Raw genomic sequence first — 14,817 nt, forward strand, 5'->3', positions numbered from 1 at the left:
GAGGTGAATAGCTTATTAATTGACAAATTTATTATCCGATAATTAAAGAATTTTATTAGTTAACCATAAAAATCAGAGCAACTTTTAAAATCTCCTGGGCTGTTTTGATTTTTTATGGTTACATTTTATGGGAAAAAGTATCATTTACAACAAATTATCAATTAACATTTGGAACTTTAGCTCTTCTAGTTTAAAATATAGATAATAATATGCATTAGTTTATATATTAGATTTAGAGGAGAAGCAATGGAAAAATATAACCTTATTGCAAATGATGTGCGTAAGAAAATTTTAGAAGGTGTTTATCAACCGAATGAACAGCTACCTTTTGAAAAAGATTTTTGTCGCACGTACAAGGTTAGTAAGATGACGGTCAAAAAAGCCTTAGATATTCTCGTTACAGAAGGCTTGATTTACAAACGTCGTGGGGCAGGGACTTTTGTCATGGACCTGTCAGTTGAAAAAATGGAGAAAATGTTGATGGATATCCAAATGATGGGGACAACAGCATTTTATCCAGACAAAAAAATTACAAGTCGCGTGATTGATTTTACGGTTGTGAAAGCAGACGCGGAAATTGCAGAAAAACTAAAAATTAAGGAAACAAGCTTTGTTTATAAAATTCATCGTGTCCGCTTAGTTGATGATAAACCAACGGTTATCGAAGAAACTTACATGCCAATCGACTTGATTACAGGTTTGAAAATCGAGCATGTGGAAAATTCGATTTATGACTACATTGAAAATGACCTTGGTTTAAAAATTCAATCAGGCCACCGTACGATTACTGTTCGTCGTGCGACGGATGAGGAAGCTGACTACTTGTCACTTGAAAAAGGTGACCCAGTAGCAGTAGCTGTCCAAACGGGTTATTTAACAAATGGAGCTGCGTTTGAATACTCAATTAGTACACATCGTTATGATGAATTTTCATTGGAGATTGTTTTAACACACCGCTAGCAGTGTTTTTGCTAGGTAGAAATGGAGAAGAAAATGAATTTAGTCGTGTTTGATATTGGTGGAACTTCTGTGAAATATGGTCGCTACCAAGACAGTGCCATTGATAAAAAAGGTTCCTTTCCAACTCCCAAAACATGGGAAGAAATGAAAGAAAACTTGCATCGTGTCTTCACAGAATTAGCGGATGCTGATACCAAAGGAGTTGCTATCTCTAGCCCTGGTGCTGTGGATACTGAAGAAGGTGTGATTAAAGGCTTTAGTGCTATCCCATACATTCATCATTTCAAGATTATTGATGAATTGGAAGCAATGTTTGGCCTACCTGTGACCATCGAAAATGATGCTAACTGTGCTGGCCTTGCTGAAAGTCAATTTGGTATCGGAAAAGACAGCAAAAAATCAATTTACTTCATCCTTGGGACAGGTATTGGTGGTGCGGTTTGCCTTGATGGTAAATTGTACAAAGGAAGTAGCCTTTACGGTGGTGAATTTGGTTTCATGATTATCAAAGACGGCATTACGCTTAGTAACCTAGCTAGTCCTGTTGCCGTGGCTAAAAAATATGCTAAAGAACATGGCTTGACTGATTTTACTGGCAAAGATTTATTTGATTTGGCAGATGCTGGCAATAGCGATGCGAAGGCTGCCTTGTCAGAAATGTATGATGTCATTGCTATCGGCATTTTTAACTGCCTTGTCAGCATTAACCCTGATTTGGTCGGTATTGGTGGCGGCATTTCTGCGCGTGAAGATTTGGTGCCAGAACTTGAAAAACGTCTGCAAAAATTGGTCGAAAAAACCGATGCTCACGGATTAGAATACCAAGTAAAAACTTGCCAATTCCGAAACGATGCCAATCTTTTAGGAGCCGTTTCTAATTTCTTAAATAGCAAATAATAGTTTAAGGCTTGATAAATTTTCAAGCCTCTTTTTTATTTAGTAAACAAAGTCTTTAAAATGGATAAGGCATTGGTATTTTGGGGCGTTTAGTGTTAAAATAATATACAATATAAATCTGTATGCAAAGAAGAGGTCCTTATGGCAAAAATTGTGAATTTGACGGGTGAAGAGGTCGTTGCCCTAACGGCCCAATATATGAGCAAATCTGATGTAGCGATTGTTCAAAAAGCATTGGATTACGCGACAAAAGCACATATCTCACAAGTTAGGCAATCAGGCGAGCCTTATATCATCCATCCTATCCAAGTTGCAGGTATTTTAGCAGATCTTCATCTTGATGTGGTGACAGTGGCTTGTGGTTTTTTGCATGACGTTGTTGAAGATACTGAGATTACTTTAGATGAAATCGAAGCCGAATTTGGTAAAGATGTGCGTATCATCGTGGATGGCGTGACAAAACTTGGTAAAGTTGAGTACAAATCACACGAAGAGCAATTGGCTGAAAATCACCGTAAGATGCTTATGGCCATGTCTAAAGATATCCGTGTCATTTTGGTAAAACTTGCTGACCGTCTTCATAATATGCGCACTTTGAAGCATCTTCGTAAGGACAAACAAGCGCGTATTTCACGTGAAACCATGGAAATCTATGCTCCCCTTGCTCATCGTTTGGGGATTAGCCGCATCAAGTGGGAATTGGAAGATTTGTCATTCCGTTACCTTAATGAAATTGAGTTCTACAAGATTTCTCACATGATGAACGAAAAACGTCGTGAACGTGAAGCTTTGGTTGATGAAATCGTTAAGAAAATCAAAGATTACACTGAAGAGCAAGGGCTTTACGGAGACGTTTACGGTCGTCCAAAACACATTTATTCTATTTATCGCAAAATGCGTGATAAAAAGAAACGTTTCGACCAAATCTATGATTTGATTGCCATTCGTTGTATCATGGAAACACCTAGCGATGTTTACGCTATGGTTGGTTACATTCATGAATTGTGGCGTCCAATGCCAGGGCGTTTCAAAGATTATATTGCTGCGCCTAAAGCCAATGGTTACCAATCTATTCACACGACTGTTTACGGACCAAAAGGACCAATCGAAATTCAAATCCGTACCAAAGAAATGCACCAAGTCGCTGAATACGGGGTTGCTGCTCACTGGGCTTACAAAAAAGGGATTAAAGGCAAGGTTGATAGCCAAGAACAAGCTGTCGGCATGAGCTGGATTAAAGAGTTGGTTGAATTGCAAGACGCCTCAAATGGTGATGCGGTAGACTTTGTCGATTCAGTTAAGCAAGATATTTTTTCAGAACGTATCTACGTCTTCACCCCAACAGGTGCCGTGCAAGAATTGCCAAAAGATTCTGGGCCAATTGATTTTGCTTACGCTATTCACACACAAGTTGGTGAAAAGGCTGTTGGTGCTAAGGTTAATGGCCGTATGGTACCTCTAACTGCCAAACTTAAAACAGGTGATGTGGTTGAAATTGTAACCAATCCAAATTCATTTGGACCAAGTCGCGACTGGATTAAAATTGTTAAGACAAACAAGGCCCGCAACCGCATCCGCCAATTCTTGAAAAATCAGGATAAGGAATTATCAGTCAACAAGGGCCGTGAACTTTTGGTGGATTATTTCCAAGACCAAGGCTATGTGGCTAACAAATACTTGGATAAAAAACACCTTGAAGCCATTTTGCCACGTTTCAGTGTTCGTAGCGAAGAAGCTCTTTATGCGGCCGTTGGATTTGGTGAAATTAGTGCGGCAGCAGTTTTCAATCGCTTAACAGAAAAAGAACGCCGCGAAGAAGAACGCGCTAAAGCGAAAGCAGAAGCAGATGAACTCATGAATGGTGGCGAAATCAAGACAGAAAATAAAGAAGTCTTGAAAGTCCGCAGCGAAAATGGCGTTATCATCCAAGGTGCTTCGGGTCTTTTGATGCGTATCGCCAAATGTTGTAACCCAGTGCCAGGTGACCCAATCGAAGGTTATATCACCAAGGGTCGTGGGGTGGCTATTCACCGTGCAGATTGTCACAATATCAAGAGCCAAGAAGGCTATGAACAACGTCTGATCGAGGTCGAATGGGACGACGCTACAAGCGCTAATAATGATTACATCGCTGAAATTGATATTTACGGTCTTAACCGTTCAGGACTTCTAAATGACGTCCTTCAAGTTCTTTCAAATGTCACTAAGAACATTTCAACCGTCAATGCCCAACCAAGTAAGGATATGAAATTTGCGAATATCCACGTTAGCTTCACAATTCCAAACTTGACGGAATTGACTGCTGTTGTCGATAAAATTAAAATCATCCCAGACGTTTATTCTGTCAAACGTACAAATGGATAACTAAAATGAGCTGTATCATCAGCTCATTTTTTTGTTTGAAAGAGTATGTGGTAAGTGCTTTTTTTATTTTTCTGAAAATGTTAAAATGACAATAATGAAAGCGAATTTATTTTCAGAAAGGAATAGATATGAAAGTAGTCATTCAACGTGTTAAAGAAGCGCAAGTTACGATTGATGATGAACTGGTTGGAGATATCAATCAAGGTTTATTGTTGTTAGTTGGAGTAGGACCAGATGATGAGCAAGAAGACCTTGTTTACGCTGTTCGTAAAATCACTAATATGCGCATCTTTTCAGATGACATGGGCAAGATGAATTTATCTGTCCAAGATATTAAAGGAAGTATCTTATCAGTGTCTCAATTTACTTTGTTTGCGGATACCAAAAAAGGCAATCGTCCGGCATTTACAGGTGCCGCAAAACCTGATAAAGCTGAAAAAATGTACCTCGACTTTAATGAAGCACTTGCTCAATTCGTTCCTGTTGAAACAGGTGTTTTTGGTGCGGACATGCAAGTTAGCCTAGTCAATGACGGACCTGTTACCATTATTTTAGATACGAAATCTCGTTAAGTTGAGTTAAGAAGGGACGGAGGTGGAAGATGTCATTAGAGCGATTGTTTCCAGAAGCTGTTGAAGCTGGCAAGGTTGAGCATGCAGAAGATTGGGTAGCTGTTGAGGAAAATGGGCAAACGTATTACCTTCCTCTAGCAAATCTGAGTGAGCGTGAAAAAGCATTACTGGTTTTGCAAAATGACGGTATTTTAGAAGACAAGGTGACTGAGAATCCTTGGTACCGTTATTTGATTCAAGATGATTTGAGTGTGGCAAAAGATTACAAAGCCTTGCAAATCATTTACATCGATCACAAGGAACCCTTGCCAGAAGAACTGTGTGATTTTTTTGTGACCTTGTTACCCAATTTACTTGCGACGGTGGTCATCTCAAAGACCAGAACACTACTCATCCTTGATCAAGAAGAGATGATTGAAGCAGAAGATTTAATCAATGATGTGCTACCGACTTTGGAAAGTGACTTTGGTATAAAGTTAACCATTTTCTTTGGCAATGTCTGGTGTAAATTTCAAGCAGATGATTTGCCAGCTTTTTACCGTGAAGAAAGTCGCTTGTTTGCCAATATGAGACATTTCCGTGGTAATGAACGAACAGTCAGTTTTTCACAAATGTTGCTGCTAGCTTATGCGCACCAGCTTGATTTGCCAGCTATTAAACATAAAATGTTACAGGCTATTGATGATAGTAAAGACATCAGACCGATTATCATGACCATGTGGCAAGAACAGGGCAATCTTGCCAAAACAGCACAAAATCTTTATATTCACCGTAATTCCTTGCACTATAAAATCGAGAAATTCCGCCTTTTGTCAGGCTTGAATTTGAAAAATCTTAATGATTTGGCATTTTCGTATCTTTTAATTATGGAAAATTAGTTTTTGGGCACATTGCACAAAAAATCTTGTGACTCCTGTCTATATCGTGTAAGCGTTATCTTTGCTATAATAAAGCCACATAGATCAAAGGAGTTAAAAAATGGTAGAACTTAATCTTAATCATATTTACAAAAAATACCCAAATGCAAGCCACTATGCTGTTGAAGATTTCGATCTTGACATTAAAGATAAAGAATTTATCGTTTTCGTAGGACCTTCAGGTTGTGGTAAATCTACAACGCTTCGTATGGTTGCTGGTCTTGAAGATATCACAGAAGGTGAACTTAAAATTGATGGCGAAGTCGTTAATGATAAAGCACCAAAAGACCGTGATATTGCCATGGTTTTCCAAAACTACGCTCTTTACCCACACATGACTGTTTATGATAACATGGCATTTGGGCTAAAACTTAGAAAATATAAAAAAGATGAAATTGACAAACGTGTTCGCGAAGCTGCACAAATTCTTGGCTTGACAGAATTCCTTGAACGCAAACCTGCTGACCTTTCAGGTGGTCAACGTCAACGTGTTGCCATGGGTCGTGCTATCGTACGTGATGCCAAAGTATTCTTGATGGACGAACCTTTGTCAAACTTGGATGCCAAACTTCGTGTGTCAATGCGTGCTGAAATTGCTAAAATTCACCGTCGTATCGGTTCAACAACAATCTACGTTACTCACGACCAAACAGAAGCCATGACACTTGCTGACCGTATTGTTATCATGAGTTCTACTAAAAATCCTGACGGTTCAGGAACAATCGGTCGCGTTGAACAAATTGGTACACCACAAGAACTTTACAACCGTCCAGCTAACAAATTCGTTGCTGGTTTCATCGGAAGTCCAGCCATGAACTTCTTTGAAGGAACAGTTAAAGATAATACTTTGGTTAGTGACTCAGGTTTCACAATTGCTTTGCCAGAAGGTCAAAAGAAATTGCTTGAAACAAAAGGTTACAATGGTAAAAAAGTTATCTTCGGTATTCGTCCAGAAGATATCTCAAACAACCCACTTGCTCGTGAAACATACCCAGGAGCAACTCTTGAAGCTGAAGTTACTGTTTCTGAATTGCTCGGTGCTGAAACAATGCTTTACGTTAAAGTAGGTAACACTGAACTTGTTGCTCGTGCGGATGCGCGTGATGTTTACCAACCAGGTTCAAAAGTGGAATTGACATTGAATGTTGCCAAAGGTCACTTCTTTGACCCAGAAACGGAGGCAGCTATTCGCTAATTTAACGCTATCCAAAACAGAACTCTTCTAGAATACAACCCAAAAAGCCTTACGTCTAACGACGTAGGGCTTTTTTGGGTTTTCATCATAAAATAAAGTTACTTACCAAATGATAAGTAACTTTTTATTGTCTAAACTTATTCGTCAGCGACCATGATATCAGTTAATTGACCAAATTTTTCTTTGGCATCTTCAGAAATACCTGAATCAGTGACCAGATGATCGATTTTGCTAACATTGTAGAAATCATAAAAATCATATTTATTGAATTTTTCATGGTCGACGAGAAGGAATTTTTCAAAGGCATTATCAAGGGCAATGCGTTGAATTTCTCCTTCACTTTCGCTGTAAGTAGCTACAGAATCCCCAAAGACACCGTTAGCACTAACAAAGGCTTTTGAGAATTTGAGGTTTTGCAAGTAGTTAGCAGTCAGTGAGCCAACAAAGGCACCTGTAATATCACGATATTCACCGCCGGTTAAGATTAAATCGGTGCTTTTATTTTGATTTAAAATAGTGAATACTGGCAAACTATTTGTCACGACACGGATGTTTTTGGCAACAAGTTCGTGAGCAAAATGTTCCAGCGTTGTTCCGGGACCGATAAAGACTGTTTCGCCTTCTTGAATGAGTGTGCTGGCGAACTTAGCAATGGCACGCTTTTCTTCGATTTGTAGTTCTTGTTTTTCAGTGTTTGATTTTTCGTATTTTGGTTTTACTTTTGGTGTATCAATACTTTGTGCGCCACCATGGATACGAATCAATAAGCCTTCTTTGTCTAGCTCGTCAAGGTCACGACGAACTGTCATGTCAGAAACACCAAGTTCTTTAATGATGTCGTTTACTGTAATAACACCTTTGACGTTGATTTTTTCAAGAATCCACTGGAGGCGTTCTTTTTTCAGCATGTCAATCTCCTTTCTTTTCTTTATTCCTTGTCACTATCATATCACAAAGAGACTGGTAACTCAACAAATAAGAAAAAAAAGAAACATTTTGAAACAGTTTTGTAACAATCATGAAAAGTACCGAAGTTAAAGCATTTTTCGAGAGTTTCTCAAAATGAAACAAACACAAAACAACAAACATTTTTAAAAAATATTAAACAAACGTGTTGACAAATGTTTGTTTTAGAATTATTATATAAACATAAAAAAACGTTTTTAAAAAATTATCTAGATAAAAGAAAAATTTTGAGGTGTTAAAATGACAGTTATTCTTGGTTCAGATGCTGCAGGGGAAACTTTAAAAAACATTATTAAAGATTACCTGCTTGAAAATGCTTATGACGTCAAAGACGTTACAGATGTCAAAAAAGATTTTGTTGATAATACGCTTGCAGTTGCAGCAGGAGTTAATGCTTCTGATGATAATCTTGGTATTATGATCGATGCTTATGGTGCTGGAAGTTTTATGACAGCTACAAAAATCAAAGGCATGATTTGTGCAGAAGTTTCAGATGAACGCTCTGCTTACATGACACGTGCTCACAATAATGCTCGCATGATTACCATGGGTTCAGAAATTGTTGGGGTTGAATTAGCTAAAAATATTGTCAAAGGATTTTTGGAAGGGCACTATGATGGTGGTCGTCACCAAATCCGTGTCGATATGTTAAATAAAATGTGTTAAGAGCGAGGGAGATAAAATGAAAATTGCAATTGGATGTGACCATATCGTAACAACAGAAAAAATGGCAGTGTCAGACTTTTTGAAATCAAAAGGCTATGAGGTTATTGATTGTGGAACTTATGACCACACACGTACGCATTACCCAATCTTTGGTAAAAAAGTTGGTGAAGCTGTGACAAGTGGTCAAGCAGATTTGGGAGTTTGTATCTGTGGTACAGGTGTTGGGATTAACAACTCTGTCAATAAAGTTCCAGGTATTCGCTCAGCTTTAGTGCGTGATATGACAACTGCTATTTATGCCAAAGAAGAGTTGAATGCGAATGTCATTGGTTTTGGTGGCAAAATTACTGGTGAATTGTTGATGTGTGATATTATCGAAGCCTTCATCAAGGCTGAGTACAAACCAACAGCAGAAAATAAAGCTTTAATTGAAAAAATTGCAGCTGTGGAAACAGTTAATGAAGAGCAAAGTTCACCAGATTTCTTTGATGAATTTCTTGAAAAATGGGATCGTGGCGAATATCACGATTAGGAGATAATAAGATGATTCTTACTGTAACGTTGAACCCATCGATTGATATTTCTTATCCGTTGGATGATTTAAAGTTGGATACTGTGAACCGTGTTGCTGATGCACGAAAAACAGCAGGTGGCAAGGGTTTGAATGTCACTCGAGTATTATCAGAGATTGGCGACCATGTGACAGCAACGGGTTTTGTTGGTGGAAAGCTAGGAGATTTTTTGACAAGACAATTGGATAAAAGTCAGATTAATCACCGCTTTTTTAAGATTCATGGTGAAACGCGTAATTGCATTGCGATTTTACATGACGGATTGCAAACAGAAATTTTAGAAGCTGGTCCCATGATTGACCCAGATGAGGCAGATGGTTTTCTTAATCATTTTCGCTATCTTTGTCCGTCATATGATGTCATCACGATTTCAGGAAGTCTTCCAGCTGGTCTTGAGGATAATTACTATCAAAAGATGATTAGTCTAGCAAATTCTCAAGGTAAAAAAGTTGTGCTAGATTGTTCTGGCAAAGCGTTAGAAGCTGTTTTAGCTGGTGCTGACAAACCATTTGTCATCAAACCAAATACTGAAGAGTTGTCTCAACTTGTTGGAAAAACGGTTACGGACGATGTAGCAGAACTAAAAGCAATCTTGCAAGATGACTTGTTTGATGGCATTGATTGGGTAGTTGTATCACTAGGTGGCAAAGGAGCTTTTGCAAAACATGGCAATCATTTTTACCGCGTCACTATTCCCAAAATCAATGTGGTAAATCCGGTCGGTTCAGGGGATTCGACAGTGGCTGGGATTGCTTCAGCAATTACTCACAGCCTTTCAGATAAAGATTTCTTATGCCATGCTAATGTTCTTGGGATGTTAAACGCTCAAGAAAAAATGACTGGGCATGTCAATATGAAACATTACGAAAATTTATTTAATCAAATTCAGGTAGAAGAGGTATAGAAAAAATGGTATTAACACAAGGAAAACGTAACTTACTAGAAAAACTTAGTCGTGAGGGTGTAATTTCTGCTTTGGCATTTGACCAACGTGGGGCTCTCAAGCGCATGATGGCAAAATATCAAACTGAAGAACCAAGTGTTGCACAAATTGAACAATTGAAAGCCTTGGTTTCTGAAGAATTAACACCATATGCCTCATCTATTCTTCTTGACCCTGAATATGGTTTGCCTGCAAGCAAAGTCAGAGATAGCAATGCAGGATTGTTGCTAGCTTATGAAAAAACAGGCTATGATGCCACAACAACTAGCCGCTTGCCAGATTGTTTGGTAGAATGGTCAGCTAAGCGCCTTAAAGAAGAAGGCGCAGATGCGGTGAAATTCTTGCTTTACTACGATGTCGATGGTGATGAATACATTAATCTTCAAAAACAAGCTTACATCGAACGCATTGGTGATGAATGTAAGGCTGAAGACATGCCATTCTTCCTTGAAATCTTGACTTACGATGAAAACATTTCTGACAATACTAGCGCAGTATTTGCCAAAGTCAAACCACATAAAGTTAATGAAGCTATGAAAGTTTTCTCTGATGAACGCTTTGGTATCGATGTGCTTAAAGTTGAAGTCCCTGTCAATATGAAATATGTTGAAGGTTTTGCGGATGGTGAAGTGGTTTACACAAGAGAAGAAGCAGCACAAGCCTTTAAAGACCAAGAAGCGGCTAGCCATTTGCCATACATCTACCTAAGTGCTGGTGTGTCAGCAAAACTTTTCCAAGAAACGTTAGCATTTGCGGCTGAATCTGGTGCTAATTTCAATGGTGTGCTTTGTGGACGTGCGACATGGGCTGGTTGTGTTCAAATCTATATTGAACAAGGTGAAGCTGCTGCGCGTGAATGGCTTCAAACGCAAGGACGCAAAAATATTGAAGATCTCAATAAAGTGCTTGTGAAGACAGCTAGTCCTTGGACTGAGAAAGTAGTTGAAGTTGCTTTTGCCTAAAGCAATTAGCAAAACTTCTTTGATATACTTTGTTTTTTGATACTGGGAATGTTGGTTGTGAGGATGAACATTCCCTTTTTTAGAAAGGGAAGGAAATTATGGTCATCGAATTAAAAAATGATTTCTTGACAGTTCAATTTAAAGAATTTGGGGGAGCTTTATCTTCTATCAAAGATAAAGATGGCATCGAATATTTGTGGCAAGGAGATCCAAAATATTGGAGTTCACAGGCACCTGTACTCTTTCCGATTTGTGGTAGCTTACGTGATGATGAAGCGATTTATCGTCCAAATGTTCGTCCGCATTTTACAGGAATCATCCCACGTCATGGCTTGGTGCGTAAGAAAAATTTTAGCTATCATCCCATATCAGAAGACAGTGTCGCTTTTAGCATTACACCCGACAGTGATATGTTAGCGAATTATCCTTATGATTTTAAACTTAAAATCATTTATACCTTAATTGAAAAGACTATCAAGGTGACTTATCAAGTGACTAACCGTGAGTCAGAAAAGCGTATGCCGTATTTTATCGGGGGACATCCAGGCTTTAACTGTCCCTTGCTAGATGATGAAGAATACGAAGATTATTATCTTGAATTTGAAAAAGAAGAAACTTGCTCAGTACCAGAAACTTTTCCAGAGACTGGTTTACTTGATGTGACAAAGCGGACGCCATTTTTAAATCACCAAAAAGTGCTAGAGCTAGATTATGCTTTGTTTGCTAAAGATGCGATTACTTTGGACTGTTTAGCTTCGCGTAGCATTTCTTTGAAATCTCACAAGCATGCAAAAGGATTGCGACTAGACTTTGCTGATTTTCCAAACTTGATTTTATGGTCAACAGCTAATAAGAGTCCTTTTATCGCTTTGGAACCTTGGAGTGGCTTGTCAACATCCTTAGATGAAAGTGATGTTTTAGAAGACAAACGTCAGGTTACTTTTGTGGATAGCAGAAAAACGAGTGAAAAATCCTATACTATCACTATTTTTTGAAAATGTTTATAAACAAACAAAAAAACTCAAAAAATAAACAAGAAAGGGTTTACAAAACTAAAAATGTGTGATATATTATAACCATAGAAATTAAATAGAGTGGATTGTAACTAAGACATTAGGCAAGACCGCAAATAATCTAGACGGAAGAAGTCTAGCTTGTTTGTGGTTTTTTATTTGTCTAAACCACTGGGGAGGGGTAGAATGTTTCGGATTATACAAGCGCTCAACAATAATGTAGCCCTAGTTAAAAATGAACAAGGGCAACAGGCTGTCGTTATGGGACTAGGAATTGTTTTTCACAAGAGAAAAGGTGATTTAATCACACCAGATAAAGTTGAAAAAGTCTTTTCTTTAAAAACTGAGGAATCTAAAGAAAACTTTTTAACGCTCTTGAAAAACATTCCGCTTGATATCTTAACGGTTACTTACAATATGATTGATGAATTGGTGAAAAAACATCAATTCCCTGTGCAAGAATATTTGTATGTCACGCTTACCGATCACGTTTATTCTGTTTATCAGAAGTTATTAAAAGGGACCTATCAAGAAAGTCATTTGCCAGACATTTCAAAAGAATACGTGACCGAGTTTGAGATGGCAAGAGAAGCTGTTGAGATATTGAGTCAAAAGTTATCAGTAACTTTTCCTGATGACGAAGTTGGGCGCATGGCACTGCATTTCATTAATGCTAAAGGTGACTACGATGTTTCAGCGACGAAAGAAGAGAGCGCTAGAAAACGCGTCTTGGAATTAGTCGAAGATGAATTAGTCAAGAATGGTATCAAGCGTAGTAGTGCTAATGGCAATCTTTACGACCGTTTGATGATTCACCTTACTTATCTAATCAATCGATTACAGACTAATCAGCAAGATGAAACATCTTTGATAAGTATGGAAGAATTTGTTAAAGCAGATTATCCAAAAGCTTATCAAATTGGTCGAGTCATTTACAACTTGATTGAAGAAGAATTGCAGCTGGATTTATCACGCAGTGAACGTGTTTATCTGGTGATACATATTCAACGTTTATTGAAATAAGGAGAAAACAATGTACAAATTACCTGATGATTTTATTTTTGGTGGCGCGACAGCAGCATACCAAGTTGAAGGCTCAACAAATGAAGGTGGTAAAGGACCTGTGGCTTGGGATGATTTCCTAGCAGAACAAGGACGTTTCAGTCCAAATCCGGCTAGCGATTTTTATCACCAATACCCAAAAGATATTGAACTTTGTGAAAAATTTGGTGTCAATGGTCTTCGTTTATCGATTGCTTGGAGTCGTATTTTCCCAAATGGTAGAGGTGAGGTTAATCAAGAAGGTGTTGATTTTTACCACAAAGTTTTTGCAGAATGTGAAAAACGTGGAATCACAACTTTTGTAACCCTTCATCATTTTGATACGCCAAAAGTTTTGTTTGATAATGGTGATTTTCTAAATCGTGACACGATTGAGGCTTTTGTTGATTACGCTAAATTCTGTTTTGAAGAATTCACAGAAGTTCGTCACTGGAGTACGTTTAATGAAATCTATCCAGTTGCAACCAACCAATATTTGCTTGGTATTTTCCCACCAGGAATCAAATATGACCTTTCAAAAGTTATCCAATGTTTGCACAATATGATGTATGCGCATGCGCGTGTGGTTAACTTGTTTAAAGATGGTGGCTACCAAGGTGAGATTGGTGTGGTTCATTCTCTTGAAACCAAATACCCTGCAACTGATAGTGAAGAAGATAAACATGCCGCTTTCCTAGATGATGCGTTATCAATTCGTTTCTTACTTGATGCAACTTATCTAGGTTATTATTCAAACGAAACAATGAAAGCGCTTAAAGAAATCTGCGCCGCTAACAATGCTAGCTACGAATTCCTTGATAGCGACTTTGAAGAAATGAAAAAAGCTAGTCACCGTAATGACTACCTTGGTATCAATCATTACCAATGTCACTTTGTCAAAGCCTACAATGGTGAGAATGCTATTCACCACAACGGTACAGGTGACAAAGGAACATCAGTTTACAAAGTCAAAGGTATCGGGGAACGCATTTACAAAGAAGGTATTCCAAGAACAGATTGGGACTGGATTATCTATCCTGAAGGTTTGTATGACTTGCTTCTTCGTATCAAAGCAGATTACCCACACTATAATAAAATCTACATCACAGAAAATGGTATGGGTTATAAAGATGAATTTGATGACGGCATCATCATGGACCAACCGCGTATCGATTATTTGAAAGTTTACCTTCAATCACTTGCTAAAGCAATCGATGCAGGGGTTAATGTTAAGGGATATTTCTTATGGTCATTGATGGATTGCTTCTCATGGTCAAATGGCTATAATAAACGCTACGGTTTGTTCTATGTGGATTTTGAAACACAAAAACGTTATCCAAAAGCGTCAGCATATTGGTACAAACACATTAGCGATACAAAAATTGTAGAATAAGGGGATTTTGAAAATGGATAAAAAAGAATTACAAATGTTAGGTTTTGAAATTGTGGCTTACTCAGGTGATGCAAGAAGTACACTTCTTCAATTACTCAAAGAAGTGCGTTCCGGCAACTTTGACAATATCGATAAAGCGCTCAAAGACGCTGATGACAATTTGGCTAAAGCCCACAATGCACAAACTGCTTTGTTAGCTCAAGAAGCAGGTGGTGAAGATTTGGAACTTGGTTTTATCTTCGTTCACGGTCAAGACCACTTGATGACAACTTTGTTGTTGCGTGATATCATTTCGGATTTTATTGAATTATATAAAAATCGTTAATTTTTGAAAAAGAAAGGAAGAAAACTAGGGC

At 38.1% G+C, this 14,817-nt stretch carries 15 protein-coding genes; 14 read left to right on the forward strand and 1 reads right to left on the reverse strand.

Features of this window, described 5'->3' with window-relative positions; all coding sequences use genetic code 11:
- The first annotated feature begins 246 nt into the window (after positions 1-246).
- From E0E02_RS05865 to ugpC, 6 genes are all read left to right on the forward strand, one after another.
- A complete protein-coding gene (locus E0E02_RS05865) occupies positions 247-960 on the forward strand; it encodes a GntR family transcriptional regulator (RefSeq protein ID WP_039697484.1) in 714 nt (237 codons plus the stop codon).
- A gap of 33 nt (positions 961-993) precedes the next feature.
- Positions 994-1,857, forward strand: a complete 864-nt coding sequence (locus E0E02_RS05870; RefSeq protein WP_074561203.1) for an ROK family protein — start codon at positions 994-996, stop codon at positions 1,855-1,857.
- A gap of 141 nt (positions 1,858-1,998) precedes the next feature.
- Positions 1,999-4,221: a bifunctional (p)ppGpp synthetase/guanosine-3',5'-bis(diphosphate) 3'-pyrophosphohydrolase gene (locus tag E0E02_RS05875; RefSeq protein ID WP_133018101.1), complete on the forward strand. Its 2,223-nt coding sequence runs from the start codon at positions 1,999-2,001 to the stop codon at positions 4,219-4,221.
- A gap of 128 nt (positions 4,222-4,349) precedes the next feature.
- Positions 4,350-4,793 (forward strand): D-aminoacyl-tRNA deacylase, encoded by a 444-nt coding sequence (gene dtd, locus E0E02_RS05880; protein WP_133018102.1) that lies wholly within the window; start codon positions 4,350-4,352, stop codon positions 4,791-4,793.
- Positions 4,794-4,822: 29 nt separating this feature from the next.
- Positions 4,823-5,671, forward strand: a complete 849-nt coding sequence (locus tag E0E02_RS05885) for a helix-turn-helix domain-containing protein (protein ID WP_133018103.1) — start codon at positions 4,823-4,825, stop codon at positions 5,669-5,671.
- A gap of 100 nt (positions 5,672-5,771) precedes the next feature.
- Positions 5,772-6,905, forward strand: a complete 1,134-nt coding sequence (gene ugpC, locus E0E02_RS05890) for a sn-glycerol-3-phosphate ABC transporter ATP-binding protein UgpC (protein WP_039697488.1) — start codon at positions 5,772-5,774, stop codon at positions 6,903-6,905.
- Between the two features lie 137 nt (positions 6,906-7,042).
- Here the strand turns inward: ugpC and E0E02_RS05895 are convergent, their stop codons facing one another.
- Positions 7,043-7,813 (reverse strand): DeoR/GlpR family DNA-binding transcription regulator, encoded by a 771-nt coding sequence (locus tag E0E02_RS05895; RefSeq protein ID WP_014293852.1) that lies wholly within the window; start codon positions 7,811-7,813, stop codon positions 7,043-7,045.
- A gap of 298 nt (positions 7,814-8,111) precedes the next feature.
- On the opposite strand from E0E02_RS05895, the gene lacA reads away from it, so the two are divergent.
- The 8 genes from lacA (at position 8,112) to E0E02_RS05935 (ending at position 14,786) form a co-directional block, all read left to right on the forward strand.
- On the forward strand, positions 8,112-8,537 hold the full coding sequence (lacA, locus tag E0E02_RS05900) for a galactose-6-phosphate isomerase subunit LacA (RefSeq protein WP_133018104.1): 426 nt from the start codon (positions 8,112-8,114) through the stop codon (positions 8,535-8,537).
- Between the two features lie 16 nt (positions 8,538-8,553).
- A complete protein-coding gene (gene lacB, locus E0E02_RS05905) occupies positions 8,554-9,069 on the forward strand; it encodes a galactose-6-phosphate isomerase subunit LacB (RefSeq protein WP_074561207.1) in 516 nt (171 codons plus the stop codon).
- A gap of 11 nt (positions 9,070-9,080) precedes the next feature.
- Entirely contained in the window at positions 9,081-10,013 is a 933-nt protein-coding gene (locus E0E02_RS05910) for a tagatose-6-phosphate kinase (protein ID WP_133018105.1), read from the forward strand.
- A gap of 5 nt (positions 10,014-10,018) precedes the next feature.
- Positions 10,019-11,014, forward strand: a complete 996-nt coding sequence (gene lacD, locus E0E02_RS05915; RefSeq protein WP_133018106.1) for a tagatose-bisphosphate aldolase — start codon at positions 10,019-10,021, stop codon at positions 11,012-11,014.
- A 98-nt stretch (positions 11,015-11,112) separates the two neighbouring features.
- The gene (locus tag E0E02_RS05920; RefSeq protein WP_133018107.1) at positions 11,113-12,009 is read left to right on the forward strand and encodes an aldose 1-epimerase family protein; all 897 of its coding nucleotides are present in this window, start codon (positions 11,113-11,115) and stop codon (positions 12,007-12,009) included.
- Between the two features lie 204 nt (positions 12,010-12,213).
- Positions 12,214-13,050: a PRD domain-containing protein gene (locus E0E02_RS05925; protein WP_133018108.1), complete on the forward strand. Its 837-nt coding sequence runs from the start codon at positions 12,214-12,216 to the stop codon at positions 13,048-13,050.
- A 10-nt stretch (positions 13,051-13,060) separates the two neighbouring features.
- Complete coding sequence (gene lacG, locus E0E02_RS05930; RefSeq protein ID WP_133018109.1) at positions 13,061-14,461, forward strand: 6-phospho-beta-galactosidase; 1,401 nt, start codon at positions 13,061-13,063, stop codon at positions 14,459-14,461.
- Between the two features lie 13 nt (positions 14,462-14,474).
- Positions 14,475-14,786 (forward strand): PTS lactose/cellobiose transporter subunit IIA, encoded by a 312-nt coding sequence (locus tag E0E02_RS05935; protein WP_074965335.1) that lies wholly within the window; start codon positions 14,475-14,477, stop codon positions 14,784-14,786.
- The last annotated feature ends 31 nt before the right edge of the window (positions 14,787-14,817 follow it).

The sequence above is a fragment of the Streptococcus sp. KCJ4932 genome, assembly GCF_004352745.1.
In the GTDB taxonomy this organism is placed as follows: Bacteria; Bacillota; Bacilli; order Lactobacillales; family Streptococcaceae; genus Streptococcus; species Streptococcus ruminicola.

Bases quoted from the DNA above. Each gene is read 5' to 3' on its own strand.
- E0E02_RS05865 (WP_039697484.1), top strand. From the start codon at position 247: ATGGAAAAATATAACCTTATTGCAAATGATGTGCGTAAGAAAATTTTA.
- E0E02_RS05870 (WP_074561203.1), top strand. From the start codon at position 994: ATGAATTTAGTCGTGTTTGATATTGGTGGAACTTCTGTGAAATATGGT.
- E0E02_RS05875 (WP_133018101.1), top strand. From the start codon at position 1,999: ATGGCAAAAATTGTGAATTTGACGGGTGAAGAGGTCGTTGCCCTAACG.
- dtd (WP_133018102.1), top strand. From the start codon at position 4,350: ATGAAAGTAGTCATTCAACGTGTTAAAGAAGCGCAAGTTACGATTGAT.
- E0E02_RS05885 (WP_133018103.1), top strand. From the start codon at position 4,823: ATGTCATTAGAGCGATTGTTTCCAGAAGCTGTTGAAGCTGGCAAGGTT.
- ugpC (WP_039697488.1), top strand. From the start codon at position 5,772: ATGGTAGAACTTAATCTTAATCATATTTACAAAAAATACCCAAATGCA.
- E0E02_RS05895 (WP_014293852.1), bottom strand. From the start codon at position 7,813: ATGCTGAAAAAAGAACGCCTCCAGTGGATTCTTGAAAAAATCAACGTC.
- lacA (WP_133018104.1), top strand. From the start codon at position 8,112: ATGACAGTTATTCTTGGTTCAGATGCTGCAGGGGAAACTTTAAAAAAC.
- lacB (WP_074561207.1), top strand. From the start codon at position 8,554: ATGAAAATTGCAATTGGATGTGACCATATCGTAACAACAGAAAAAATG.
- E0E02_RS05910 (WP_133018105.1), top strand. From the start codon at position 9,081: ATGATTCTTACTGTAACGTTGAACCCATCGATTGATATTTCTTATCCG.
- lacD (WP_133018106.1), top strand. From the start codon at position 10,019: ATGGTATTAACACAAGGAAAACGTAACTTACTAGAAAAACTTAGTCGT.
- E0E02_RS05920 (WP_133018107.1), top strand. From the start codon at position 11,113: ATGGTCATCGAATTAAAAAATGATTTCTTGACAGTTCAATTTAAAGAA.
- E0E02_RS05925 (WP_133018108.1), top strand. From the start codon at position 12,214: ATGTTTCGGATTATACAAGCGCTCAACAATAATGTAGCCCTAGTTAAA.
- lacG (WP_133018109.1), top strand. From the start codon at position 13,061: ATGTACAAATTACCTGATGATTTTATTTTTGGTGGCGCGACAGCAGCA.
- E0E02_RS05935 (WP_074965335.1), top strand. From the start codon at position 14,475: ATGGATAAAAAAGAATTACAAATGTTAGGTTTTGAAATTGTGGCTTAC.